Origin of the sequence: Streptomyces sp. enrichment culture (assembly GCF_964272895.1) — a bacterium.
Lineage (GTDB): Bacteria > Actinomycetota > Actinomycetes > Streptomycetales > Streptomycetaceae > Streptomyces.
The window spans coordinates 4,240,884-4,265,000 of record NZ_OZ186832.1 but is presented as its reverse complement, the minus strand read 5'-3'; the positions used below and the strand labels follow the sequence as shown (position 1 = coordinate 4,265,000).

General features: G+C 72.3%; 21 protein-coding genes and 1 rRNA gene (1 of these 22 cut by a window edge). 9 read left to right on the top strand and 13 right to left on the bottom strand.

The annotated features are described in order from the left end of the window. Window positions 1-165, bottom strand: a 16S ribosomal RNA gene (locus ACSU6M_RS19280) (it extends 1,362 nt beyond the left edge of the window). 832 nt (window positions 166-997) lie between these two features. Between ACSU6M_RS19280 and trpS the strand changes: the two genes are divergently transcribed. Then, window positions 998-2,023 (top strand): tryptophan--tRNA ligase, encoded by a 1,026-nt coding sequence (gene trpS, locus ACSU6M_RS19275; RefSeq protein WP_437070991.1) that lies wholly within the window; start codon window positions 998-1,000, stop codon window positions 2,021-2,023. Window positions 2,024-2,041: 18 nt separating this feature from the next. Here trpS and proC read toward each other — a convergent pair whose 3' ends face one another. From proC to ACSU6M_RS19245, 6 genes are all read right to left on the bottom strand, one after another. After that, on the bottom strand, window positions 2,042-2,854 hold the full coding sequence (proC, locus tag ACSU6M_RS19270) for a pyrroline-5-carboxylate reductase (protein WP_437070990.1): 813 nt from the start codon (window positions 2,852-2,854) through the stop codon (window positions 2,042-2,044). Between the two features lie 98 nt (window positions 2,855-2,952). Further along, complete coding sequence (locus tag ACSU6M_RS19265) at window positions 2,953-3,744, bottom strand: ABC transporter permease (protein WP_437070989.1); 792 nt, start codon at window positions 3,742-3,744, stop codon at window positions 2,953-2,955. Beyond that, window positions 3,741-4,580 carry an ABC transporter ATP-binding protein gene (locus tag ACSU6M_RS19260; protein ID WP_437070988.1) on the bottom strand — a complete coding sequence of 280 codons (840 nt, stop codon included), beginning with the start codon at window positions 4,578-4,580 and terminating at the stop codon, window positions 3,741-3,743. Before ACSU6M_RS19260 ends, ACSU6M_RS19265 begins: the two co-directional genes overlap by 4 nt. 133 nt (window positions 4,581-4,713) lie before the next feature. Continuing rightward, window positions 4,714-5,478, bottom strand: a complete 765-nt coding sequence (locus ACSU6M_RS19255; protein WP_437070987.1) for a class I SAM-dependent methyltransferase — start codon at window positions 5,476-5,478, stop codon at window positions 4,714-4,716. 74 nt (window positions 5,479-5,552) lie between these two features. Next, window positions 5,553-6,074, bottom strand: coding sequence for an EamA/RhaT family transporter (locus tag ACSU6M_RS19250; protein WP_437070986.1), 522 nt, complete (start codon window positions 6,072-6,074; stop codon window positions 5,553-5,555). Between the two features lie 72 nt (window positions 6,075-6,146). Continuing rightward, window positions 6,147-6,464 carry an SH3 domain-containing protein gene (locus ACSU6M_RS19245; RefSeq protein WP_437070985.1) on the bottom strand — a complete coding sequence of 106 codons (318 nt, stop codon included), beginning with the start codon at window positions 6,462-6,464 and terminating at the stop codon, window positions 6,147-6,149. A gap of 174 nt (window positions 6,465-6,638) precedes the next feature. On the opposite strand from ACSU6M_RS19245, the gene ACSU6M_RS19240 reads away from it, so the two are divergent. After that, window positions 6,639-8,837, top strand: a complete 2,199-nt coding sequence (locus tag ACSU6M_RS19240; RefSeq protein ID WP_437070984.1) for a serine/threonine-protein kinase — start codon at window positions 6,639-6,641, stop codon at window positions 8,835-8,837. 52 nt (window positions 8,838-8,889) lie between these two features. On the opposite strand, the gene ilvD is transcribed toward ACSU6M_RS19240, so the two are convergent. The 4 genes from ilvD to ACSU6M_RS19220 all read right to left on the bottom strand — a co-directional run bounded on the left by ilvD (window position 8,890) and on the right by ACSU6M_RS19220 (window position 13,334). Further along, window positions 8,890-10,743 carry a dihydroxy-acid dehydratase gene (gene ilvD, locus ACSU6M_RS19235; protein ID WP_437070983.1) on the bottom strand — a complete coding sequence of 618 codons (1,854 nt, stop codon included), beginning with the start codon at window positions 10,741-10,743 and terminating at the stop codon, window positions 8,890-8,892. A gap of 121 nt (window positions 10,744-10,864) precedes the next feature. Next, window positions 10,865-11,470: a TetR family transcriptional regulator gene (locus tag ACSU6M_RS19230; protein ID WP_437070982.1), complete on the bottom strand. Its 606-nt coding sequence runs from the start codon at window positions 11,468-11,470 to the stop codon at window positions 10,865-10,867. Beyond that, a complete protein-coding gene (locus ACSU6M_RS19225; RefSeq protein ID WP_437070981.1) occupies window positions 11,467-12,291 on the bottom strand; it encodes a sugar phosphate isomerase/epimerase family protein in 825 nt (274 codons plus the stop codon). The genes ACSU6M_RS19230 and ACSU6M_RS19225 overlap by 4 nt, the downstream gene beginning before the upstream one ends. A gap of 113 nt (window positions 12,292-12,404) precedes the next feature. After that, entirely contained in the window at window positions 12,405-13,334 is a 930-nt protein-coding gene (locus ACSU6M_RS19220) for a Ppx/GppA phosphatase family protein (RefSeq protein ID WP_437070980.1), read from the bottom strand. 95 nt (window positions 13,335-13,429) lie between these two features. Between ACSU6M_RS19220 and ACSU6M_RS19215 the strand changes: the two genes are divergently transcribed. After that, window positions 13,430-14,254 carry a hypothetical protein gene (locus tag ACSU6M_RS19215; protein ID WP_437070979.1) on the top strand — a complete coding sequence of 275 codons (825 nt, stop codon included), beginning with the start codon at window positions 13,430-13,432 and terminating at the stop codon, window positions 14,252-14,254. 6 nt (window positions 14,255-14,260) lie between these two features. Here ACSU6M_RS19215 and ACSU6M_RS19210 read toward each other — a convergent pair whose 3' ends face one another. After that, on the bottom strand, window positions 14,261-15,982 hold the full coding sequence (locus ACSU6M_RS19210; RefSeq protein ID WP_437070978.1) for a BACON domain-containing protein: 1,722 nt from the start codon (window positions 15,980-15,982) through the stop codon (window positions 14,261-14,263). A 636-nt stretch (window positions 15,983-16,618) separates the two neighbouring features. Between ACSU6M_RS19210 and radA the strand changes: the two genes are divergently transcribed. Then, a complete protein-coding gene (radA, locus tag ACSU6M_RS19205; protein WP_437070977.1) occupies window positions 16,619-18,028 on the top strand; it encodes a DNA repair protein RadA in 1,410 nt (469 codons plus the stop codon). An 80-nt stretch (window positions 18,029-18,108) separates the two neighbouring features. Beyond that, a complete protein-coding gene (gene disA, locus ACSU6M_RS19200; RefSeq protein WP_437070976.1) occupies window positions 18,109-19,233 on the top strand; it encodes a DNA integrity scanning diadenylate cyclase DisA in 1,125 nt (374 codons plus the stop codon). Window positions 19,234-19,291: 58 nt separating this feature from the next. Here disA and ACSU6M_RS19195 read toward each other — a convergent pair whose 3' ends face one another. After that, the gene (locus ACSU6M_RS19195) at window positions 19,292-20,182 is read right to left on the bottom strand and encodes a hypothetical protein (protein WP_437070975.1); all 891 of its coding nucleotides are present in this window, start codon (window positions 20,180-20,182) and stop codon (window positions 19,292-19,294) included. 293 nt (window positions 20,183-20,475) lie between these two features. Here ACSU6M_RS19195 and ACSU6M_RS19190 point away from each other — a divergent pair, with 293 nt between their 5' ends. The 4 genes from ACSU6M_RS19190 (at window position 20,476) to cseB (ending at window position 23,960) form a co-directional block, all read left to right on the top strand. Further along, the gene (locus ACSU6M_RS19190) at window positions 20,476-21,426 is read left to right on the top strand and encodes an A/G-specific adenine glycosylase (protein WP_437070974.1); all 951 of its coding nucleotides are present in this window, start codon (window positions 20,476-20,478) and stop codon (window positions 21,424-21,426) included. Between the two features lie 612 nt (window positions 21,427-22,038). After that, window positions 22,039-22,578 (top strand): SigE family RNA polymerase sigma factor, encoded by a 540-nt coding sequence (locus ACSU6M_RS19185; protein ID WP_399643610.1) that lies wholly within the window; start codon window positions 22,039-22,041, stop codon window positions 22,576-22,578. Then, window positions 22,566-23,246: a hypothetical protein gene (locus tag ACSU6M_RS19180; protein ID WP_437070973.1), complete on the top strand. Its 681-nt coding sequence runs from the start codon at window positions 22,566-22,568 to the stop codon at window positions 23,244-23,246. The genes ACSU6M_RS19185 and ACSU6M_RS19180 overlap by 13 nt, the downstream gene beginning before the upstream one ends. 12 nt (window positions 23,247-23,258) lie before the next feature. Then, the gene (cseB, locus tag ACSU6M_RS19175) at window positions 23,259-23,960 is read left to right on the top strand and encodes a two-component system response regulator CseB (protein WP_437070972.1); all 702 of its coding nucleotides are present in this window, start codon (window positions 23,259-23,261) and stop codon (window positions 23,958-23,960) included. Window positions 23,961-24,117 lie beyond the last annotated feature (157 nt).

Genomic DNA, 24,117 nt, shown 5'->3' with positions numbered 1-24,117 from the left:
TTAGACCCCGTTTCCAGGGCTTGTCCCAGAGTGCAGGGCAGATTGCCCACGTGTTACTCACCCGTTCGCCACTAATCCCCTCCCGAAGGAGGTTCATCGTTCGACTTGCATGTGTTAAGCACGCCGCCAGCGTTCGTCCTGAGCCAGGATCAAACTCTCCGTGAATGTTTTCCCGTAATCGGGATGAACACCACGAGAGCGGTGCGAGAGGAGGAATAATCCTCTCGCACACAGCGTCCTCGCTGTGTTTTTTCAAAGGAACCTCGTCCCAGCTGATGCTGGAGACGGGGCATCAACATATCTGGCGTTGACTTTTGGCACGCTGTTGAGTTCTCAAGGAACGGACGCTTCCTTTGTACTCACCCTCTCGGGCTTTCCTCCGGGCGCTTCCCTTCGGTCTTGCGTTTCCGACTCTATCAGATCTTTTCTCGATCCGATTTCCTCGGCGCTTTCCAGGTTCCCGCTTCCGCGTTTCCCTTTCCGGCGGTTCTGACTCTATCAGATCCTTTCGGCATCTGACTCCCTGTCAGGAGGGTTTGTCTTCCCGGCCGCTGGGCCGTTCCGACGAGTGAGACTTTAGCGGATTCCTGGCTCCCGACGCTAATCGGGGCCTGCGTTCTTTCGAACGCGGATTCCTCATTCCGTAAATACGCACGCCAATGAAACGCGACGGCAGCAGGGCAGGCCGACTGCTCGTCGAGAGTGGGTGGTGCTTGCGGAGTGGCTGTCCGGGGACCGACTTGGTCGGCGCTCACGTCGGACAACTCGGAGAACACTACGGATGGAGGCAGGTCGTGTCAACCTCCCCCCGAACCGCCCTCTTGAGGCGTACTGTGGATCTCGTGACTACGCGTACGTGCAACCAGCAGTGGTGGGCCGCCTGACGGCGGCCGGACTCACGTATGCACTCATCGGCCGCCGCCTCGGCGGCCGTTCTCGTATCTCCCTCCTGAGGGCCGGCCGGCGGGTGCGGCGGCTCCGAGCAGGAGGTGGAGAGATGAAGCGGGTCTTCAGCGGGATCAAGCCGACCGGGCATCTGACGCTGGGGAACTACCTGGGGGCCATGCGGCAGTGGGCCGCGGTGGACCAGCGTCAGGCGGACGCGCTGTTCTGTGTCGTGGATCTGCACGCGCTGACCGTGGACCACGATCCGGCGCGGGTGCGGCGGCTCAGCCGGCAGGCGGCGACGCTGCTGCTCGCGGCGGGGCTGGATCCGGAGCTCTGCACGATGTTCGTGCAGAGCCATGTCGACGAGCACGCTCGGCTGTCGTACGTGCTGGAGTGCGTGGCGACCGACGGTGAGATGCGCCGGATGATCCAGTACAAGGAGAAGGCCGTACGGGAGCGCGAGCGCGGCGGGAGTGTGCGGCTGTCGCTGCTGACGTATCCCGTGCTGATGGCGGCGGACATCCTGGCCTACGGGGCGGACGAGGTGCCGGTGGGGGACGACCAGGCGCAGCATGTCGAGCTGACGCGGGATCTGGCGGTGCGGTTCAACCAGCGGTACGGGCACACGTTCGTGGTGCCCAGGGCGACCGTGCCCGCGGTGGCGGCTCGGGTGATGAATCTGCAGGACCCGGTGTCGAAGATGGGGAAGAGCGATGACGTGGGGCCGGGGATCGTCTATCTGCTCGACGAGCCCGAGGTGGTGCGGAAGAAGGTCATGCGGGCCGTGACCGACAGCGGGCGGGATGTCGTGTACGACCCGGAGGGGCGGCCGGGGGTCGCGAATCTGCTGGAGATCCTCGCCGCGTGCACGGGTGGGAACCCATCGGAGCTGAGCGGTGTATACGAGTCGTACGGCGCCTTGAAGAAGGACACCGCGGAGGCCGTGGTCGAGGTCCTCGGGCCCGTGCAGGCCAGGCACAAGGAGCTGTGCGCGGATCCCGCGTATGTGGAGGGGGTGCTGCGGAATGGAGCGGAGAAGGCTCGGGCGATGGCCCGGCCGACGGTGGATGCCGCCTACCGGGCGATCGGACTGCTTCCGGCTGATACCGGGGCCCTGGTGAGCACGGTGAGGTGAAGGGACCCGGCGTGCGGGTCAGCTGTTGTTGCCGGAGGCCAGTTCGCGGCTGCGGTCGCGGGCGGCTTCGAGGGCGGCGATGAGGGCGGCCCGTACGCCGTGGTTCTCCAGTTCGCGGATGGCGTTGATGGTGGTGCCCGCGGGGGAGGTGACGTTCTCGCGCAGCTTGACGGGGTGTTCGCCGCTGTCGCGGAGCATCGTCGCGGCGCCGATGGCGGACTGGACGATGAGGTCGTGGGCCTTGTCGCGGGGCAGGCCGAGCAGGATGCCGGCATCGGTCATGGCTTCGACCAGGTAGAAGAAGTACGCCGGTCCGGAGCCGGAGAGGGCGGTGCAGGCGTCCTGCTGGGACTCGGGGACGCGCAGGGTCTTGCCGACGGCGCCGAAGATCTCCTCGGCGTGGGCGAGGTGCTCGGCGGTGGCGTGGCTGCCGGCGGAGATGACGGACATGGCCTCGTCGACGAGGGCGGGGGTGTTCGTCATGACGCGGACGACGGGGGTGCCGGGGGCCAGGCGCTCCTCGAAGAAGGAGGTGGGGATGCCCGCGGCGCCGCTGATGACCAGGCGGTCGGCGGGGATGTGCGGGGCGAGTTCGTCGAGGAGGGTGCCCATGTCCTGCGGTTTGACCGTGAGGATCAGGGTGTCGGCGGTCTTGGCGGCCTCGGCGTTGCTGACGGGGGTGACTCCGTAGCGGGTGCGGAGTTCGTCGGCCCGCTCCTGGCGGCGGGCGGTGACCAGGAGGTCGGCAGGGGACCAGCCGGCGCGGATCATTCCGCTGAGCAGGGCTTCGCCGATCTTGCCGGTGCCGAGGACTGCGACTTTCTGGGTCATGGTCAGGTGCCCTCCGGGGTGTGCGTCGTCCGGGTTCATCCTCGCACCGGAGGTGGGTGCGCGGGCGGCGGTGTCCGGTGGGCGGGACGGCGGGCCGGCTAGGCGGTGCGGCGTCGGAGGGTGGCGGCGCCGAGGGCGAGGACCAGCAGGGCGCAGCCGGCGACGACGAGGGCGTCGCGGACGAAGGCGGCGGTCATGTCGGTGTGGTGCAGGACCTCGTTCATGCCGTCGACGGCGTAGGACATGGGCAGGACGTCGGAGACGGCCTCCAGGGCGGGGTGCATCTTGTCGCGCGGGGTGAACAGGCCGCAGAGCAGGAGCTGGGGGAAGATCACGGCCGGCATGAACTGGACGGCCTGGAACTCGGAGGAGGCGAAGGCGGAGACGAACAGGCCGAGGGCGGTGCCGAGGAGGGCGTCGAGCAGGGCGACCAGGAGGAGCAGCCAGGGTGAGCCGGTGACGTCGAGGCCGAGGAACCACAGGGCGAGGCCGGTGGCGAGGGCGGACTGGACGATCGCGAGGGTGCCGAAGGCGAGGGCGTAGCCGGCGATGAGGTCGCCTTTGCCGAGGGGCATGGCGAGGAGGCGTTCGAGGGTGCCGGAGGTGCGTTCGCGCAGGGTGGCTATGGAGGTCACCAGGAACATGGTGATGAGCGGGAAGATGCCGAGGAGGGAGGCGCCGATGTTGTCGAAGACGCGTGGGCTGCCGTCGAAGACGTAGCGCAGCAGGAAGAGCATCACGCATGGGATGAGCAGCATCATCGCGATGGTGCGCGGGTCGTGACGGAGCTGGCGCAGGACGCGGGCCGCGGTGGCGAGGGTGCGTGCGGGATTGAGGGCACCGGTGGGGGCGGGCGCGGGTGCCTGGGCGGGGCGGGTCGTCGTCTTCATCGGGGTGTCTCTTTCGGGTGCGCGGTCGTGGCCGCGGTCGCCTCGTCGACGAGGTGGAGGAAGGCGTCCTCGACGGTGTCGGTGTGGGTGCGGGTGCGCAGGGCGTCGGGGGTGCCGTCGGCCAGGATCCGGCCGTCGCGCATGAGCAGGAGGCGGTGGCAGCGCTCGGCTTCGTCCATGACGTGGGAGGAGACGAGGAGGGTGGCGCCGCGGCGGGCGGCGATGTCGTGGAAGAGGTTCCACAGGTCGCGGCGCAGGACGGGGTCGAGGCCGACGGTGGGTTCGTCGAGGACGAGGAGTTCGGGGGTGCCGAGGAGGGCGACGGCGAGGGAGACGCGGCTGCGCTGGCCGCCGGAGAGGTTGCCGGCGAGGGCGTCGGCGTGGCTGGTGAGGTCGACGTCGGCGAGGACGCGATCGACGTCGTGGCGCTGGTGGGCGGCGCCCTGGCCGGGGGTGAGGACCGCGGCGAAGTAGTCGAGGTTCTGGCGGACGGTCAGGTCGTCGTAGACGGAGGGGGCCTGGGTGACGTAGCCGATGCGGGTGCGCAGGCGGGGGTGGCCGGCGGGGTGGTCCAGGACGTCGAGGGTGCCGGTGACCTTGGCCTGGGTGCCGACGATGGCGCGCATGAGGGTGGATTTGCCGCAGCCGGAGGGGCCGAGGAGGCCGGTTATCTGTCCGCGGGGGACGGTGAAGTCGAGGCCGTGCAGGACGGTGCGGGGGCCTCGGACGACGGTGAGGCCGCTGGCGCGTACGGCCGGCTGGGCGGTGGCTCGGCCGGTGGGGGGTGTGGGGGATTCGGGGTGGTGGTCCGGGGGGCCTGCCGAATAATTCACCATGCGATGAATATCCTCCGGGATCCCTCCCGCGTCAAGGTGAGGTGGCGGTGCTCCGCCCGTGGGGATGGGGTCCGTGAGGCCGTCGGCCTGTGGCTGCCGGGGCGGCGGCCCCGGGGCGGGCCGCCGCCGCGGGTCAGGTGGTGGCGAGGAGGAGGTCGACGTCGTAGGTCTCCTCGACGATGCCGTCGGGGAAGACGCGCAGGAGGTGGTGCCGTTCGGCGGTGAGGTAGGCGGTGCGGCGTTCCTCGGTGTCGGTGAGGAAGATCGAGTGGCTGCCGAGGTTGGCCAGGTGGGTGTCGACGGGGACGCGGCGGGTCCAGCGCAGCCGGCGGTGGGTGAAGCGGAGGCGGCCCTCGGGGTCGGCGACGTCGGCGTGGGTGCCGAGCTTCTTCTCCGCCTCGACGTCGATGGCGAAGTGCCGTTCCTGGCGGCGGGCCGCCTCGGCGATCCACGGGATGTCGAGGGCGTCGGTGTTCCACCAGAGGGCGAGCGCGCCGCCGGGGCGCAGGACGCGCAGCGCCTCCGGGATGGAGCGGGCCGGGTCGGTCCAGTGCCAGGACTGGGCGTAGGTGAGGAGGTCGACGGAGGCGTCGGTGAGGGGGAGGTGGTTGCCGTCGCCCCTGATGAGGGGCACGTCGGGGAGGGCGCGGCGGAATTCGGCGGCCATGCCGGTGCCGGGTTCGACGGCGATCACGTCGGCGCCGCGGGCCTCCAGCAGGGCGGTCGCTATGCCCGTACCGGCGCCGATGTCGGCGACGCGGGTGCCGTGCAGGGGGCGGCCGGTGAGCTCTTCGACGGTGTCGAGGAGGGCGGGCGGGTAGGAAGGGCGGTTGGCGGCGTACTGGGCCGCGGCCGTGTTGAAGGAGTGGGCTCGGTCGGTGTGTGTGGGAGCCGTCATGGGGTCATCGTGCCCAGGGGCGGTGCGCCGTCGGCGGGGTTTTCGGGGCGGATGACCGGTGAGCGACGGTGGGGTCAGGAGCGGCGGCGCTTCTTCGACGGGTTGCCGCTGCGGCGGGACGTGCGCTGGGCGTGCTGCTCGACGGCCGTCTCGTACTCCTGGCGGTGCAGCTTCTCGCCGGGGGCCTCGGTGAGGGAGCGGACGAAGTAGGCGAGGAGGGAGCCGACGAAGCCGATGGTCAGCAGGCCGCGCAGGGACGCCTGGCGGTCGGGGTCGGGGCGCTTGCGGAAGCCGTCCCAGGTGTGGCCGAAGGCGAGGGCGCTGCACACCGCGAACATGACGGTCACCAGGAGCGTGACGAAGGTGCCGATGCCGCCGATCCGCAGGCCGTCGTAGGCGAAGCGCAGGACGAGGCAGGAGACGGCGGCGAGGGCGAGGGAGCCGACGGAGGCGGCGACGCGGCGGAGGGCGTAGCCGTTGTCGTGGTTCACCCAGGTGGTGCCGAAGAAGCGCAGGGGTTCGGGGGCGGGTGCGCCACCCTGCGGGGAGCCCGCCGCCTGGACCGGGGTGCCGTTGCCGTTCTGCTTGTCGCTCACGGGTCGATTATGGCGGTGGGGTGGGACGGGCTCCTCGGCGGTCGGGCGGGCGCGGGTCCCGCGGACCGGGCGCTACAGGGCGCAGCGGGAGGCGACGTAGCCGTCGCTGCCGGTGTTCACGTAGGCGTCCGAGACGAACTCGCCGTCGTCGATGTTGTCCCAGATGTTGGAGGTGCCGTAGGGACCCGACACCCAGGTGCCCGGCGACTGGCAGAAGATCGGGACCTTGGAGCCCTCGGGCAGGACCCGGACGATCCGGTAGCCGGTGCCCGGACCGCTGCGGACGTTGAGGCGGACGCCCGGGGCGACCGAGTAGTAGCGCACCGTCGCCGAAGCCGTGACGGACAGCGCCTCGGCGCCCTCGGCTTCCGCCGTGTGGTCGACTGCCATTGATTCCTCCCCCGTCGAGCCCCCTTCCGAGAGGGCTCTGCCGAACACTCGGATCACGCCAGAACAGACGTGTGCAACTCGCACACGGAGGCTAGCAAGCCGCCTCGGTCTCGTACGAGTCATCGACTAGGCTCCGTGCGTCGCGCGCGCGGACGAACAGCACGGGGGTGGTCCATGGCGCCGCAGAGCAACACCGGGGTCGGTGCGGAAGCGGAACTGCCCGAGTACGCCGGGCACTATCTGCTGGAGTCCTGCCTCGGCTCGGGCGGCATGGGGGTCGTCCATCTGGCGCGGAGCACCTCGGGGATGCAGGTCGCGGTGAAGGTGGTGCATGCCGAGTTCGCCAGGGATCCCGAGTTCAGGGGGCGGTTCCGGCAGGAGGTGGCCGCCGCGCGGCGGGTGAGCGGTGCGTTCACCGCGCCGGTCGTGGACGCCGATCCCGAGTGCGAGCGGCCCTGGATGGCCACCTTGTTCATCCCCGGCCCGACGCTCTCCGAGCACGTCAAGCGGAACGGGCCGATGGACGCGGAGCAGTTGCGGCGGCTGATGGCCGGGCTGGCGGAGGCGCTGCGGGACATCCACCGTGTCGGAGTCGTGCACCGGGATCTCAAGCCGAGCAATGTGCTGCTCGCCCACGACGGTCCGAAAGTCATCGACTTCGGCATCTCCCGGCCCAAGGACAGTGAACTGCGCACCGAGACGGGGAAGTTGATCGGGACTCCGCCGTTCATGGCGCCCGAGCAGTTCCGGCGGCCGCGCGAGGTCGGTCCCGCGGCGGACGTCTTCGCACTCGGTTCGGTGATGGTGCACGCGGCGACCGGACGGGGCCCGTTCGACTCCGACAGCCCGTACGTCGTGGCGTATCAGGTCGTGCACGACGAACCCGATCTGAGCGGTGTGCCCGCCGGTCTCGTGCCGCTGATATCCCGGTGCCTGGCGAAGGACCCGGAGGAGCGTCCCACGCCGGACGAGCTCATGCGGGAGCTGCGGTCGCTCGCCGCCTCGTACGACACCCAGGCGTTCATCCCGACGCAGCGCACCGGCGGTGTGTCCGGGCCGTCGAAGGCGCCCTCGCCGGTGCCGGAGGCCGGGTCACCGGCGCAGGCGAAGCCGCTCGCGGAACCCGAGTCGCCGTCGGAAGCCACGTCACCTTCGGAAGCCGAGTCGCCGTCGGAGCCGGAGTCGCCGTCGGACCGCCCGGCCCGGAGGCGCTGGGGCCGGCGCGGATACGTCGCCGCGGCCGCCGGGCTCCTGACCGCCGTGACCGCCGTGGCCGTCGGGTGGGCGTCGGTCGACGGTCCGTCGGACGCGGAGGCGGGACGGCCTGCGGCCTCGGACACCGGCCGGCGCTGGCAGGCCGGGCCTGTGGTGAAGGACGGCGGTACTCCTCAGTGCTCCTACGGGGGGAAGATGCTGCTCTGCGGCGGGCAGGGAGTCGTCCTCGGGCTCGACCCGTCCGACGGGGCCGTGCTGTGGCGGCGTCCGGTCGGCAAGTCCTCGCGCAGCGCTCCGCCGGTCCTGTCCGGTGGGGTCGTACAGCCCATGGCGGAGGGCGGCGACCGCCTGACGGGACTCGACCCGTCCTCGGGCGAGGTCCGCTGGCGCCGGGACATGCCGACGTACCAGGCGGTGCAACCCGCCGGGGACATGCTGCTGTTCACCGGCGCGGACGGCACGGTCACCGGCGTGGACGGCGCCTCCGGCAGGACCAGGTGGAGCCAGGTGATGCCGGGGCAGAGCCCGCCGTACTTCGTGTCGTTCGCCGGTGACCCCCTGGCCTACTCCACGAGCGTGTCCGACGACGGTGTCAGCACGGTCGCCGCCGTGGTCCCGGAGACGGGTGAGGTGAGGTGGGAGGCGCGGCTGGAGGGAGTGCTGAAACCGGTCGGCTCGCACCGCGGTTCGCTCTTCTTCCTGGCTGTGGACCAGCTCTCGGGGGACACCGTCGCCGTCGTCCGTCACACGCCGGCGACGGGGGTGACGCGCCGGGTGGAGCTGCCCGTGCCGCGGGCGGCGGCCCGTGCGGGAGTGCGCGGGGACGTCGTCCACATCATGGCGGCGGGCGGTTCGCTGGAGGCCGTCGACCTGGGTACGGGCCGGCGGGCGTGGGTGCTGGAGACGTCGGTCTCCCGCGGTTCCGCGCCGGTCGCCGACGGCAGGCATGTGTACGTCACCGCGCCCGACGGGCGTCTGCTCGCCGTGGACGCCCGCAGCGGGCGGCTGGTGGGACAGACACCGCCGCGCGTCGGCCCCGCGTCGGGACGCGTGCCGGCCTACCTGCCCGAGCCCGTCCTCGCCGGCGACCGCGTCGTCGCCTCCGCGCCCGACGGCACCGTCTTCTCCGTACCGGCCGGCGATCCCGCCGCCTGGTGACACGGCAAGGGCCGCCTCCCGCGGGGAAGGCGGCCCTGAGCGGCGTCGGGCGTCAGCCCAGCTTGGTCACGTCACGCACCGCGCCCTTGTCGGCGCTGGTCGCCATCGCGGCGTAGGCGCGCAGGGCGGCGGAGACCTTGCGCTCGCGGGACCTGGGGGCGTACGTCCCGCCCAGCGCGGCCTCGCGGCGCGCCAGCTCGGCTTCGTCGACCAGCAGCTCGATGGTGCGGTTGGGGATGTCGATGCGGATGCGGTCGCCGTCCTCGACGAGGGCGATGGTGCCGCCGGACGCCGCCTCGGGGGAGGCGTGGCCGATGGACAGGCCCGAGGTGCCGCCGGAGAAGCGGCCGTCGGTGACCAGGGCGCAGGTCTTGCCGAGGCCGCGGCCCTTGAGGAAGGAGGTCGGGTGGAGCATCTCCTGCATACCGGGGCCGCCCTTGGGGCCCTCGTAGCGGATGACCACGACGTCGCCGTGGGTGATCCGCTTGTTCAGGATCTTCTCGACGGCCTCCTCCTGGGACTCGCAGACGACCGCGGGGCCCTCGAAGGTCCAGATGGACTCGTCGACACCGGCCGTCTTCACGACGCAGCCGTCGACGGCCAGATTGCCCTTGAGGACCGCGAGGCCGCCGTCCTTGGAGTAGGCGTGCTCGACGGAGCGGATGCAGCCGTTCTCGGCGTCCGTGTCCAGGGTGTCCCAGCGCTCGGACTGGGAGAACGCCTCGGCGGAGCGGACGCAGCCCGGCGCCGCGTGCCACAGCTCCACGGCCTCCGGCGAGGGGGAGCCGCCGCGGACGTCCCAGGTCTTGAGCCAGTCGGCCAGGGACGGGCTGTGGACGGAGTTGACGTCCTCGTTCAGCAGGCCGCCGCGGTGCAGCTCGCCCAGCAGGGCCGGGATGCCGCCGGCGCGGTGGACGTCCTCCATGTAGTACGTGCGGTCCTTGGCGACGTTCGGCGCGACCTTCGCCAGGCACGGCACCCGGCGCGAGACGGCGTCGATCTCGTCCAGGCCGAACGGGACGCCCGCCTCCTGGGCGGCGGCCAGCAGGTGCAGGATCGTGTTGGTGGAGCCGCCCATGGCGATGTCGAGGGCCATGGCGTTCTCGAAGGCCGCGAAGGTGGCGATGTTGCGCGGCAGGACCGACTCGTCGTCCTGCTCGTAGTAGCGCTGGACCAGGTCCATCACGGTGTGCGCGGCGTCCACGTAGAGCCGCTTGCGCGCGGTGTGGGTGGCCAGGACCGAGCCGTTGCCGGGCAGGGAGAGGCCGATGGCCTCGGTCAGGCAGTTCATCGAGTTGGCGGTGAACATGCCGGAACAGGAGCCGCAGGTCGGACAGGCGTTCTCCTCGATACGGAGGATGTCCTCGTCCGAGATCTTGTCGTTCACGGCGTCGGAGATCGCGTCGACCAGGTCGAGCGTGCGGACCGTGCCGTCGACCAGGGTGGCGCGGCCGGCCTCCATCGGGCCGCCGGAGACGAAGACCGTGGGGATGTTGAGGCGCAGGGCGGCCATCAGCATGCCCGGAGTGATCTTGTCGCAGTTGGAGATGCAGACCAGGGCGTCGGCGCAGTGCGCCTCGACCATGTACTCCACGCTGTCGGCGATCAGGTCGCGGGAGGGCAGGGAGTAGAGCATGCCGCCGTGGCCCATCGCGATGCCGTCGTCGACGGCGATCGTGTTGAACTCGCGCGGGATGCCGCCCGCCTCCTTGATCGCCTCGCTGACGATCCGGCCGACCGGCTGGAGGTGGGTGTGGCCCGGCACGAACTCGGTGAAGGAGTTCGCGACGGCGATGATCGGCTTGCGGCCGATGTCCGCGCCGGGTACACCGGCGGCACGCAGTAGGGCGCGGGCGCCCGCCATGTTGCGGCCGTGGGTGACTGTGCGGGACCTCAGCTCGGGCATCGTCGCTCGCTCCTTCGGAGAGATGGGGCTGCTATCGAGCGTACGCCGGTCATCCAGGGGGCGGGACGCACTGTCCGGAATGCGGGACGCGTATCTCAGTGCGAGACGCCCCCCACGGCCCTCAGCCGCCGGTCAGATGCCCCTGCACCACCGGCGCCACCCGCCGGATGATCAGCTCGGGGTCCGCCGAGGCCAGCGGCTCGACCTTGATCACGTACCGGAGCAGGGCCGTGCCCACCAGCTGCGCCGCCGCCAGCTCGGCGCGCAGCTCGGCGTCCGGCAGATCCAGCTGGGCGGCGATGCGGCGCAGCAGCTGGGAGGCGACGAGCCGGCGGAAGACGGCGGCCGCGGTGTCGTTGTTCACGGCCGAGCGCACCACCGCGAGCAGGGGCGTACGGGTGGCCGGGTTCTCCCAGACGCCGAAGACGAACCGGGTGAACCGCTCCCCCACGCCGTCCATCGGGCCGTCGGCGATGGCCTCGGGGGCGGTCAGGGCGGGGGCCATGGCGATCTCGATGGCCGCCTCGAAGATCCGCTCCTTGGTGCCGAAGTAGTGGTGCACGAGGGCGGAGTCCACCCCGGCGGCCTTGGCGATGCCGCGGACGGACGTCTTCTCGTAGCCGCGCTCGGAGAACTCGGCGCGGGCGGCCGTCAGGATGCGGTCCCTGGTGTCCGCGGACTCGGTACGCGGGGGCCGCCCCCGGCGCCGGGAGGTCTCCCCGGTCACCGCCGGGGCACCTTCGCGGCGGAGGCCAGGTGCAGCCGGGTGAAGGCCAGCGCCTCGGCGAGGTCGGCCTCGCGCTCCGCGCCGGACATCGCCCGGCGGGTGTTGACCTCGATGACGACATGGCCGTCGAAGCCGGTCGCCGCGAGCCGTTCGAGGACCTCGGCGCAGGGCTGGGTGCCGCGGCCGGGCACCAGGTGCTCGTCCTTGGCGGAACCCCGGCCGTCGGCGAGGTGGACGTGGCCGAGCCGGTCTCCCATGCGGTCGATCATCTGCAGGGCGTCGGTGCGGGCGGTCGCGGCGTGGCTGAGGTCGATCGTGAAGTGCCGGTAGTCGTCCTTGGTGACGTCCCAGTCGGGGGCGTAGGCCAGCATCTCGCGGTCGCGGTAGCGCCAGGGGTACATGTTCTCCACGGCGAACCGCACGTCCGTCTCGTTCGCCATGCGCCAGATGCCGCTGACGAAGTCACGGGCGTAGGAGCGCTGCCAGCGGAAGGGCGGGTGCACGACGACGGTGCTCGCACCGAGCCGCTCCGCCGCGGAGCGGGCGCGCTGGAGCTTGGTCCAGGGGTCCGTGGACCACACGCGCTGGGTGATGAGCAGACAGGGGGCGTGCACGGCGAGGACGGGGATGCCGTGATGGTCGCTGAGCCTGCGCAGGGCGTCGATGTCCTGGCTGACCGGGTCGTTCCAGACCATGACCTCGACGCCGTCGTAGCCGAGGCGGGCGGCGATCTCGAAGGCCGTCGCCGTGGACTCCGGGTAGACGGAGGCCGTGGACAGGGCGACCTTCACGTCCGGGATGCGCACGACCTCGTTTGCCACGAAGGCAAGCGTACGTGGTCGCCTACGCGCCGTTGGAAGTTCTCGCCAGGTGCGGGTGCCGGTTGTGGGGGGGTGCTCGCGCGGTTCCCCGCACCCCTGAAGTCACATATCCGTCACGTCGGCATATGGTCCAGCTTGCGCAGAATGACACCTTCTCTGAGCGCCCATGGGCATATCTCCAGGCGCTCCACGCCGAAGAGGTCCATCGCGCCCTCGGCGACCAGTGCGCCCGCGAGCAGCTGGTTGGCGCGGCCCTCCGAGACCCCCGGCAGCTCGGCGCGCTCCTCCGTCGTCATGCCGGCCAGCCGCGGCACCCATGCCTCCAGGGACTCCCGCTTCAGGTCGCGCTGCACGTACAGGCCGTCGGCGGAGCGGGCGGCGCCGCCTATGCGGGCGAGCTGCTTGAAGGTCTTGGAGGTGGCGACGACATGGTCGGGGGCGCCGAAACGGCTGAATTCGCCCACTGTGCGGGCGATCTGGGCGCGGACGTGGCGGCGCAGGGCGCGGACGTCGTCGGCGTCCGGGGGGTCGCCGGGGAGCCAGCCGGCGGTGAGGCGGCCGGCGCCGAGGGGGAGGGAGACGGCGATGTCGGGTTCCTCGTCGATGCCGTAGGCGATCTCCAGGGAGCCGCCGCCGATGTCGAGGACGAGCAGCTTTCCGGCGGACCAGCCGAACCAGCGGCGAGCGGCGAGGAAGGTGAGCCGGGCCTCCTCCTCGCCGGTGAGGACCTGGAGCTCGACGCCGGTCTCGGCCTTGACGCGGGCCAGCACGTCGTCGGCGTTGCTGGCCTCGCGCACGGCGGAGGTGGCGAACGGCAGCAGTTCCTCGACGCCCTTGTCCTCGGCGGCCTGGAGGGCGTCGTGGATGACGGCGATCAGTTTGTCGACCCCGTGCGGGCCGATGGCTCCGGCGTCGTCGAGGAGCTGAGCCAGGCGCAGCTCCACCTTGTGCGAATGCGCGGGCAGGGGGCGCGCGCCGGGGTGCGCGTCCACCACCAGCAGATGCACCGTGTTGCTTCCCACGTCGAGGACACCGAGTCTCATGTACGGAACGCTACTGCCCGCCGGGCGGTGCTCCCTCCCCCGGGACGTGACGGGAGCGGTCCCGGCGGGGTTGTGCGGCGACTTACCCTGGACGCGTGCCAAAGACGAAAAAGGCGAAGGACGACAAGAAGGCCAAATCGGCCAAGGAGCTGTCGAAGAAGGCCCTGAAGGCGGACGAGAAGGGCCTCGACTTCGCGCGCGCTTGGGTGGAGTTCCCGGATCCGGCGGACGACGAGCAGGTCTTCCGCTGCGATCTGACATGGCTGACCTCCCGCTGGAACTGCATCTTCGGCAGCGGCTGCCAGGGCATCCAGGCGGGCCGCGCGGCGGACGGGTGCTGCTCGCTGGGCGCGCACTTCTCGGACGACGACGACGAGAAGCGGGTCGCCGAGCATGTGGCACGCCTCACCCCGGAGATCTGGCAGTTCCACGACGAGGGCACCCAGCACGGCTGGGTCTCGGAGGACGAGGACGGCGACCGCCAGACGCGCCCCTTCCAGGGCTCGTGCATCTTCCAGAACCGGCCCGGCTTCGCCGGCGGCGCGGGCTGCTCGCTGCACATCCTGGCCCTGAAGGAGGGCCGCGAGCCGCTGGAGACCAAGCCGGACGTGTGCTGGCAGCTGCCGATCCGGCGCACGTACGACTGGATCGACCGCCCCGACGACACGCGCGTCCTCCAGGTCTCCATCGGTGAGTACGACCGCCGCGGCTGGGGTCCGGGCGGCCACGACCTGCACTGGTGGTGCACGTCGGCGACGTCGGCGCACGGCGCGGGCGAGCCGGTGTACGTGTCCTACCGGGCGGAGCTGACCGAGCTGATGGGCAAGGCCGGCTACGACCGTCTGGTCGAGCTGTGCGAGCAGCGGCTGGCGTCGCAGCTCCCGCTGGTGGCCCCGCACCCGGCGGACCCCGTCGTCTGATCGCGGCTACGAGGTGGAGGGGCTCGGGTCGCCGCTGTCGCTGGGGGGCGGCGGCGACGAGGAACCGGGGTCGGTCGGCTCGGAGCTGCTGGGGGTGGGCTCGGGCGACGAGGGCGGGGCGCTCGGGGTGGTCGGGGTGTCGGAGGGGGCGGAGGTCGTGGGGGTGGGGTCCGGCTCGATCGGGGTGGGCTGCCGGGTGACCGTCGGCTTCGGCTCGGGTTCGGAGGGGCTGGGTGCGGTGCCGTAGCCCTCGATGGTGACGACGGCTCCGGCGGGCGAGACGGCCACGCGCGCGTGCCAGTGGCCGGAGGGCTCGCGCAGCGGGTCGACGTACACCTTGATCGTCAACGATTCGCCGGGCCGCAGCGTTCCCGAGGACCGGCTCAGATACAGCCACGGCGCCCCGGTCGAGGCCGACCAGCGCACCGGACCCTCCCCGGAGGCGGTCAGGGTGATGAACGTGACGTCCCCGCTGCCCCGAGCCGTCACCTCCAGCTGCCCGGCACCCTTCCCGCCGCTCCCGCCGACGCTGACGACCTCGACGGAGACATCGGACCGCGAGTCGTCCCCGAAACCGGCCCCCGGCCGGGTACGGGCGTTGCCGGCGTTCTCGTACCCCCCGCCCGCGGCCGAGCTGTCGAGCCGGTCCGGCCCGTGCTCCCGGCTGGCGGCGGCGCCCGGACCGCCCTCGCCGTCACCGGCCAGCGGCCCGCCCCGGTAGGCGGACCACAGGGCGATCACGGGGGCGGCCACGACGGTGGCGACGACCGTCGTCGTCACGGCACGCGCGCGCAGCCGGTCGCGCCGCGCGGCACGGTCCTTCGGGTCCATCGGAAAGCCCCGCCGGTCGAACCGCGGGGCGGCCGCGCCCCGCGCGCGCGAGTGGTGCGCCATGGCCACGTGCAGCGCCGCGCGGGGCGCCTCCAGCACGGGCAGCTCCTCGGGCGTGACGGTGGCGCCGGGCCAGCGGCCGGGAACGGCCCGCTCGGCGGCCCGCCGGCAGCGCGGGCAGTCGTCGACGTGCCGCACCAGCTCCCGGCGCAGTGCCGTGCTGAGCACCAGCTGGCTGTCCCCGGCCAGCCGGGCCACGCCCGGACAGACGCCGCTCTCCACGACGGCCAGCACCGCGCGCGTGCGCTCCACCTCGCACGCGGCCGACGCCAGCAGCTCCCGTGCGACGGCCGGGTCCATCCCCAGCACGGCGGCGACCTCATGGGGCGCCAGCCGGTGCCGCACCGCCAGCTCCAGCGCCTCCCGCTGCTCGGGCGTGGTCCCGGCCGCCTCCGGCCAGGCCAACAGCGCCAGTTCGCGCCGCCGCTGCTCCTGCACCTCCTCCGACACCGGCGCGGGGGGCGGCGACGCGGGCTGGTACCGGGGGCCGTGCCGCCCCGCCGCATGCCCGGCCTGACGTTTCTGCTTGGCCTCCGCCATCTTGCGCAGACACGCCCAGCGGGCCAGCGCGTACAGCCACGCCCTGCGGTCACCGGCCGCCTCCGGGGCGCGTGTCCCCCGCCGCTCCGCCAGCGCCAGGGCGTCACCGAGAGCCGCCGTCGCCGCGTCGTGGTCGCACAGCACGGACAGGCAGTACGTGAACAGCCCGTCCACGTACGGCTCGTACCGCGCGGGCGTCCGCTGCGCCAACGTACGCGCCGCACCACGGTCGCGCGCCTCCCGGTGCGCCCGGTGTGCGCCGGTGGTGCGGGTCGAGGTCTCCGGGCTGATGCTCATCACCCGTGCGACCGTAGGCGTCCTGGGGCACACGATTCCGGCCCCTTGAGCACATTTACTCCGTACGGGTGAAACGATCCCTCATAAGGGGACAGCGACGCCTTGTTCCGTGGCGTGTTCCTGAGAAGTGTGGCCGCTTATGGGCGGCTGCTGCCGGTTTCTGCCGTGTTCGGGTACGGGTGCTGTCCATCGTGTTCCCCTGCGGGTCCGTGGCGGGCTGGTCGCGCAGTTCCCCGCGCCCCCTGAGGTACGTACAGCTGCCCGGCACCAGGAAGGACCGCCCGCACCCGCCTGCGACGACGCCCCCGGCCGCGGACGTCGCCCAGCCGCCGACGGCGGGAAGGCACCCAGCACGGTGGGCGTCGGTCAGCCGCCGACGGCGGGAAGGGGACGTGGCGGGGGGTGTCCGCCCGCAGCGGCCGGCGTCCGTCAGGCAGTCACCCTAGGTCCCGACAGAACCGCCGGACCGAGGACGGACACCCCCCGGCGCGGCCCCGACCCACAACCCACCGCCATGCGCTACGCCCGCCCCCACCGGACGCGAGCAGGCCGCCGCAGGCATCCCCCCACCGGCCCGCACCCGCACAGGCCGCCGCAGCCACCCCACTGTCAGACCCGCCCGCTACGGTTTCCCCCATGGCTGCCCGTACGAAGACCACCAAGGACCGCCCGTCCTACCGCTGCACGGAATGCGGCTGGCAGACGGCCAAGTGGCTCGGCCGCTGCCCCGAGTGCCAGGCATGGGGCACGGTCGAGGAGTACGGCGCGCCCGCTGTCCGCACGACCACCCCCGGCCGCGTCACCACCTCCGCCCTCCCCATCGGCCAGGTGGACGGCAAGCAGGCCACGGCCCGCTCCACCGGCGTACCCGAACTGGACCGCGTCCTCGGCGGCGGCCTGGTCCCCGGCGCGGTCGTCCTGCTCGCCGGCGAGCCCGGCGTCGGCAAGTCCACCCTCCTCCTCGACGTCGCCGCGAAGTCGGCGAGCGAGGAGCACCGCACCCTCTACGTCACCGGCGAGGAGTCCGCCAGCCAGGTCCGCCTGAGAGCGGACCGCATCGGCGCCCTGGACGACCACCTCTACCTCGCCGCCGAGACCGACCTCGCCGCGGTCCTCGGCCACTTGGACGCCGTGAAGCCGTCCCTCCTGATCCTGGACTCCGTACAGACCGTCGCCTCCCCGGAGATCGACGGCGCCCCCGGCGGCATGGCCCAGGTCCGGGAGGTCGCCGGCGCCCTCATCCGCGCGTCCAAGGAGCGCGGCATGTCCACCCTCCTCGTGGGCCACGTCACGAAGGACGGCGCGATCGCGGGCCCCCGCCTCCTGGAGCACCTCGTCGACGTCGTCCTGCACTTCGAGGGCGACCGGCACGCCCGCCTCCGCCTGGTGCGCGGCGTGAAGAACCGCTACGGCGCCACCGACGAGGTCGGCTGCTTCGAGCTGCACGACGAGGGCATCGTCGGACTGGCCGACCCCAGCGGCCTGTTCCTGACCCGCCGCGCGGAGCCGGTCCCCGGCACCTGCCTGACCGTCACCCTGGAGGGCCGCCGCCCGCTGGTCGCCGAGGTCCAGGCCCTCACCGTCGACTCCCAGATCCCGTCCCCCCGCCGCACCACCTCCGGTCTGGAGACCTCCCGCGTCTCGATGATGCTGGCCGTCCTGGAACAGCGCGGCAGAATCAGCGCGCTGGGCAAAAGGGACATCTACTCCGCAACGGTCGGCGGCGTGAAGCTCTCGGAACCCGCGGCCGACCTCGCCGTCGCCCTGGCGCTCGCCTCCGCGGCCAGCGACACCCCGCTGCCCAAGAACCTGGTCGCGATCGGCGAGGTGGGCCTCGCGGGAGAGGTGAGACGCGTCACCGGCGTGCAGCGCCGCCTCGCCGAGGCGCACCGCCTGGGCTTCACGCACGCCCTGGTCCCGGCCGATCCGGGCAAGATCCCGGCCGGTATGAAGGTGCTGGAGGTGGCGGACATAGGGGACGCCCTGAGGGTCCTGCCGCGCTCCCGTCGCCGAGAGGCCCCACGGGAGACGGAGGACCGCCGGTAGACTTTGCCCTGGTCTTGCCCGTCCGTACGAACCGAGTGCGCGAAACGGGAGCGCCCAGAACCTGCGACCGGAGGAGTGCAGTGGCAGCCAACGACCGGGCAGCAGCTCCCGGAAAGTCCGGTGGGAGTGCCGGTTCCGATGGCCTGATGCGCGCCTCCCTGAGCGCCGTGGCGCCGGGCACGGCCCTGCGCGACGGCCTGGAGCGGGTACTCCGCGGCAACACCGGAGGTCTGATCGTGCTGGGCTCGGACAAGACGGTCGAGTCCATGTGCACCGGCGGTTTCGTGCTGGACGTGGAGTTCACCGCGACGCGGCTGCGCGAGCTGTGCAAGCTCGACGGCGGCATCGTGCTGTCCTCGGACCTGTCGAAGATCCTCCGCGCGGGCGTGCAGTTCGTGCCGGACGCGACGATCCCCACCGAGGAGACGGGCACCCGGCACCGCACCGCGGACCGCGTCTCGAAGCAGGTCGGCTTCCCGGTCGTCTCGGTCTCCCAGTCGATGCGGCTGATCGCGCTGTACGTCGACGGTCAGCGCCGCGTCCTGGAGGACTCGGCGGCGATCCTGTCCCGCGCCAACCAGGCCCTCGCGACCCTGGAGCGCTACAAGCTCCGCCTCGACGAGGTCGCGGGCACGCTGTCGGCGCTGGAGATCGAGGACCTGGTGACGGTCCGCGACGTCTCCGCGGTCGCCCAGCGGCTGGAGATGGTCCGCCGTATCGCCACCGAGATCGCCGAGTACGTGGTGGAGCTGGGCACGGACGGCAGACTCCTGGCCCTCCAGCTGGACGAGCTGATCGCGGGCGTGGAGCCGGAGCGCGAGCTGGTGGTCCGGGACTATGTGCCCGAGCCGACGGCCAAGCGCTCCCGCACGGTGGACGAGGCGCTGGCCGAGCTGGACGCGCTGACCCACGCCGAGCTGCTCGAAATGTCCACGGTGGCACGGGCGTTGGGCTACACCGGCTCCCCGGAGACCCTGGACTCGGCCGTCTCCCCGCGCGGCTTCCGGCTGCTGGCGAAGGTGCCGCGGCTGCCCGGTGCGATCATCGACCGCCTCGTCGAGCACTTCGGCGGCCTGCAGAAGCTACTCGCCGCGAGCGTGGACGACCTCCAGACGGTGGACGGCGTCGGCGAGGCCCGCGCCCGCAGCGTACGCGAGGGCCTGTCGCGCCTGGCGGAGTCGTCGATCCTGGAGAGGTACGTCTAGCAGACCGCCGAACCCGCCGGTCGGCCCTTTCAGAACCGCCAGTCGGCCTCCACAACCGTCAGTCGGCCTTCAGCATGAACGACGTCCGCGCCTTGGCGAACCCCGCCGCACGGGCCTCCACCAGATACGTCCCCGCCGCGGCCGACCCCGCCGGAGGCGTCCCGCACTCGGGGGCGCTCGGCTTGCGGTCCCACTGCACGGTGTAGGTGACGCTGCTGCCCGCGGGCACCCGGTAGAGCAGGCTGCCGGCACCCTTGGGGCAGTGGGCGGACGACCAGTACGGGTCCTCGGCGCTGGCCTGAGTGATCGTCAATACGGCGGCACGGGGCCCGAGATCGACCTTGCAGTCGCTGCCGGAGGAGTTCTTCGCGGTGATCTGGAAGGCGGGCGTCTGGTCCGGCGAGTAGGAGTTGTGCACGCTGCGCAGGCTCAACGTCACCGCGTTCGCCGTGCAGTCGGGCAGCGAGGACCCGGCGGGCAGCGTACCCACCGCGCTGCCGCCCCCGTCCACGGCGCCACCGGCGGAACCCGAACCCCCGGCGCCACCAACGCCGTTGCCCTCAGAGGTACCGGATCCGTCACCGGCCCCGGCCCCGTCCCCCGCGCCCGAACCGTCGCCCGACCCGGGCCCGGATCCGGCCCCCGCGTCGGACCCCGAACCGTCCCCGGAACCCGAACCGTTGGAGTCCCCGTCCCCCGACTCGTCCCGCCCGCCCGGAGCTTGGCTGATCGCCGGTCCGGAGCCGGAGGGCCCCGGCGTGATGGTGGACGTGGACGGCGCGGGATTCTTGCCGTTGGTGCCGTCGGCGCCGTTCCTGCCGTCGCCTCCCGAGGTGACGATCCAGGTGATCAGCAGCGCCAACAGGGCGACCACAGACACGAGAACGACCCTCCGTCGCCAGTAGATGGAGGAGGGAAGCGGCCCGACCGGATTGCGCAGAGATCCCACGGCGCAAACTGTACGAGAGATCGGCGCCTTCGCCTGCCCCACCCGCCGCCGAGGACCGCAACTTTTGCGGATCATCATTCCGGCGCGCGAGGGACCCGCCCCCGCCGATCGTCAGGTACGACGCCCGACGATCGCCGGGTGTGACGAGAACGGCGCGCCGCCTACCGTCCGTGGCCACGGAACTGTCTGTTGGCCTCCGCGTGGCGGCGGCCCGCCCCGACGCCCTGGTCTTACCCCCCGCGGGTGGCGGTCCCCGCGGACCCCCACCCCCGCATGGCAGGATCGGACCCGCCATGACTGCGCCCACGAAACTCCCGCACAGCACGCCTGTCCCCACCGAAGCCGACCCCGACGCCGCATCCGCCCCCCGCGGAGCCGACCTGCACCTCCCGGTCATCGCCTGGTTCGACGAGCACGCCCGCGATCTGCCCTGGCGGCGTCCGGAGGCCGGGGCGTGGGGTGTGATGGTCAGCGAGTTCATGCTCCAGCAGACGCCCGTCAACCGGGTGCTGCCGGTCTACGAGCAGTGGCTGGCCCGCTGGCCGCGCCCCGCCGACCTGGCCCGCGAGGCACCCGGCGAGGCCGTGCGCGCCTGGGGCAGGCTCGGCTATCCGCGCCGCGCCCTGCGGCTGCACGGGGCCGCGGTCGCCATAACGGAGCGGCACGGCGGGGACGTGCCGTCCGACCACGCGCAACTGCTCGCGCTGCCCGGCATCGGGGAGTACACCGCGGCCGCGGTGGCGTCGTTCGCCTACGGCAGGCGGCACGCGGTGCTGGACACGAACGTGCGGCGGGTGTTCGCACGGGCGGTGACCGGTGTGCGGTACCCGCCGAACGCGACCACGGCCGCGGAGCGCCGGCTGGCCCGCGCGCTGCTGCCGGAGGACGAGGCGACCGCCGCCCGGTGGGCCGCCGCCTCGATGGAGCTCGGCGCGCTGGTGTGCACGGCGAAGAACGAGAACTGCCACCGCTGTCCGATCGCCGCGCAGTGCGCGTGGCGGCTGGCGGGCAAGCCCGAGCACGACGGACCGCCGCGCCGGGGCCAGACGTACGCCGGTACCGACCGCCAGGTACGCGGCAAGCTGCTCGCCGTGCTGCGCGAGGCGCACGCGCCGGTCGCACAGGCCGCGCTGGACACCGTATGGCACGAGCCGGTGCAACGGGCCCGCGCGCTGGACGGGTTGGTGGCCGACGGACTGGTGGAGCCGCTGCCGGGCGGGCTGTACCGACTGCCGCTGACCTGACCGCCGCCGTCCAGCGCGCCGACCTGACCGCCGTAACGGACCGCCACGCCCTGACCCCGTAACGGACCGCCGCGCGCTGACCTCCGCAACGGACCGTCGTGACCCGACCCCGTGACGGACCGTCGTGACCCGACCCCGTGACGGACCGCCGCGCCCCGACCCCGTAACGGACCGCCGCGCGCTGACCTCCGCAACGGACCGTCGTGACCCGACCCCGTGACGGACCGCCGTAACGGACCGTCGTGACCGGAGCCCCGCAACGGACCTCCGCAACGGACCGTCGTGACCGGAGCCCCGCAACGGACCTCCGCAACGGACCGTCGTGACCCGACCCCCGCAACGGACCTCCGCCAACGGACCGTCGTGACCCGACCCCCGTGACGGACCGCGTGATCCGATCGCCGTACCGATCACCCTGAACCCGGACCAAACACCCGCGCCCTTTACCCCGTTCCTACTTCTGTTACACAACCGACGGACAGCCGAGCGCTGACCGCAGGCTGCTTCGGACAGCCCCGTGACAAGCCCTCCGTAGCTTCTTGTCCAGACCACACGGAGTGTCACGGCGGCGGTGGGACCGCCGGAATTCGGGGAAGCGGGAGGCGGTTGATCATGGCGCAGGGCGAGGTGCTCGAGTTCGAGGAGTACGTCCGTACCCGGCAGGACGCGCTGCTGCGCAGTGCCCGCCGGCTGGTCCCGGACCCCGTCGACGCCCAGGATCTGCTGCAGACCGCGCTGGCCCGCACATACGGCCGCTGGGAGGGCATCGCCGACAAGCGGCTGGCGGACGCCTATCTGCGCCGGGTGATGATCAACACCCGGACGGAGTGGTGGCGGGCGCGCAAGCTGGAGGAGGTGCCGACCGAGCAGCTGCCGGAGTCCTGCGTGGACGACTCCACCGAGCAGCACGCCGACCGCGCCCTGCTGATGGACGTGCTGAAGGTGCTCGCCCCCAAGCAGCGCAGCGTGGTGGTGCTGCGACACTGGGAGCAGATGTCCACGGAGGAGACGGCCGCCGCCCTCGGCATGTCGGCAGGCACCGTCAAGAGCACGCTGCACCGGGCCCTCGCGCGGCTCCGTGAGGAGCTGGAGTCCCGCGATCTCGACGCACGCGCGCTGGAGCGTGAGGAGCGGGAGCGTTGCGCGGCCTGACCGGCAGGGGGCCCAGGAGGGACCGCGAGGGGACCGCGGGGGTCCTGGACTCGTGGCAGGCGGTGAGCACGGCGGTGGTCGGGCTCGCCGCCCTCGCCCTTGTGGTCTCCGGGTGCTCCACGGGCGGCACCGGGACCAGGGACGAGGGTCCGGCCCACGCGGCGGGCGTGTCGGGGGCCGCGGCGTCCCCGTCGACGCACTTCGGGCCCGCCCCCCGCCGGGTGAACGCGGTGCGGCTGGTGCAGGAGGACCCGCTGGTCTCGCTGGCGGTCAAACGGGATCTGCAGCCGTGCAACGGGGACCAGTACCCGGTCGACGTCTCCTACGGGGAGCTGACCGGCGGCCCGGTCGACGACATCGTGATCAACGTGCTGACCTGCGGGGACACCGTCGGTGTCGGCTCGTATGTGTATCGCCGGGAGGGCGGCCGCTACGAGAACGTCTTCCGGCTGGAGGAGCCGCCGGTCTACGCCGAGATCGACCGCGGCGATCTGCTGGTGACCAAACAGGTGTACGACAGGGGTGACGCGGTGACGGAACCGTCCGGCGAGGACGTGTTCACCTACCGCTGGGCGGCGGACCGCTTCGTCGCACGGCATCACTGGCACAACGACTACGGCACCACCGCTCGGGGCGGTTCACCCGCCCCGGCGCCCGAGAGCAACTGACGGAGCAGCCGGATGGCAGACCAGACCCACGTCCTGTTCGTGGAGGACGACGACGTCATCCGCGAGGCCACCCAGCTCGCCCTGGAGCGGGACGGCTTCGCGGTCACCGCCATGCCCGACGGTCTGTCGGGCCTGGAGGCGTTCCGGGCGCGGCGTCCGGACATCGCCCTGCTGGACGTGATGGTGCCGGGCCTGGACGGGGTCAGCCTGTGCCGCCGGATCCGGGACGAGTCGACCGTGCCGGTGATCATGCTGTCGGCGCGGGCCGACTCCATCGACGTGGTGCTGGGCCTGGAGGCGGGCGCCGACGACTACGTCACCAAGCCGTTCGACGGGGCCGTGCTGGTCGCCCGGATCCGCGCGGTGCTGCGCCGCTTCGGGCACGCGAGCGGGGGTGCCCAGGCCGAGGACACCGGCGACGCGGTGGGCGGGGTGCTGACCTTCGGCGATCTGGAGGTCGACACCGAGGGCATGGAGGTGCGCCGCGCGGGCCGGCCGGTGGCGCTGACGCCGACCGAGATGCGGCTGCTGCTGGAGTTCTCCGCGGCGCCGGGCACCGTGCTGTCGCGGGACAAGCTGCTGGAGCGCGTGTGGGACTACGGCTGGGGCGGGGACACCCGGGTCGTGGATGTGCATGTGCAGCGGCTGCGCACGAAGATCGGCCAGGACCGCATCGAGACGGTGCGCGGGTTCGGGTACAAGCTGAAGGCGTGAGCGGGCTGAAGGCGTGAGCGAGCGGGAGCGGAGCACGGCCGTGCGGGGGAACGCGGGAGGTGCCGCACCCCGGCCCGCACAGTACGCGGGCACACGGGCCGGGCTCGGACGACGGATCGGCGGCGTGCGCGCCGGACTGGCGCGACGGGACGGCGGC

Coding starts and splice junctions, on each gene's coding strand:
- ACSU6M_RS19190 (WP_437070974.1), top strand. CDS start 20,476: ATGACTGCGCCCACGAAACTCCCGCACAGCACGCCTGTCCCCACCGAA.
- ACSU6M_RS19210 (WP_437070978.1), bottom strand. CDS start 15,982: ATGAGCATCAGCCCGGAGACCTCGACCCGCACCACCGGCGCACACCGG.
- trpS (WP_437070991.1), top strand. CDS start 998: ATGAAGCGGGTCTTCAGCGGGATCAAGCCGACCGGGCATCTGACGCTG.
- radA (WP_437070977.1), top strand. CDS start 16,619: ATGGCTGCCCGTACGAAGACCACCAAGGACCGCCCGTCCTACCGCTGC.
- proC (WP_437070990.1), bottom strand. CDS start 2,854: ATGACCCAGAAAGTCGCAGTCCTCGGCACCGGCAAGATCGGCGAAGCC.
- ACSU6M_RS19265 (WP_437070989.1), bottom strand. CDS start 3,744: ATGAAGACGACGACCCGCCCCGCCCAGGCACCCGCGCCCGCCCCCACC.
- ACSU6M_RS19240 (WP_437070984.1), top strand. CDS start 6,639: ATGGCGCCGCAGAGCAACACCGGGGTCGGTGCGGAAGCGGAACTGCCC.
- ACSU6M_RS19260 (WP_437070988.1), bottom strand. CDS start 4,580: ATGGTGAATTATTCGGCAGGCCCCCCGGACCACCACCCCGAATCCCCC.
- ilvD (WP_437070983.1), bottom strand. CDS start 10,743: ATGCCCGAGCTGAGGTCCCGCACAGTCACCCACGGCCGCAACATGGCG.
- cseB (WP_437070972.1), top strand. CDS start 23,259: ATGGCAGACCAGACCCACGTCCTGTTCGTGGAGGACGACGACGTCATC.
- ACSU6M_RS19245 (WP_437070985.1), bottom strand. CDS start 6,464: ATGGCAGTCGACCACACGGCGGAAGCCGAGGGCGCCGAGGCGCTGTCC.
- ACSU6M_RS19255 (WP_437070987.1), bottom strand. CDS start 5,478: ATGACGGCTCCCACACACACCGACCGAGCCCACTCCTTCAACACGGCC.
- ACSU6M_RS19185 (WP_399643610.1), top strand. CDS start 22,039: ATGGCGCAGGGCGAGGTGCTCGAGTTCGAGGAGTACGTCCGTACCCGG.
- ACSU6M_RS19220 (WP_437070980.1), bottom strand. CDS start 13,334: ATGAGACTCGGTGTCCTCGACGTGGGAAGCAACACGGTGCATCTGCTG.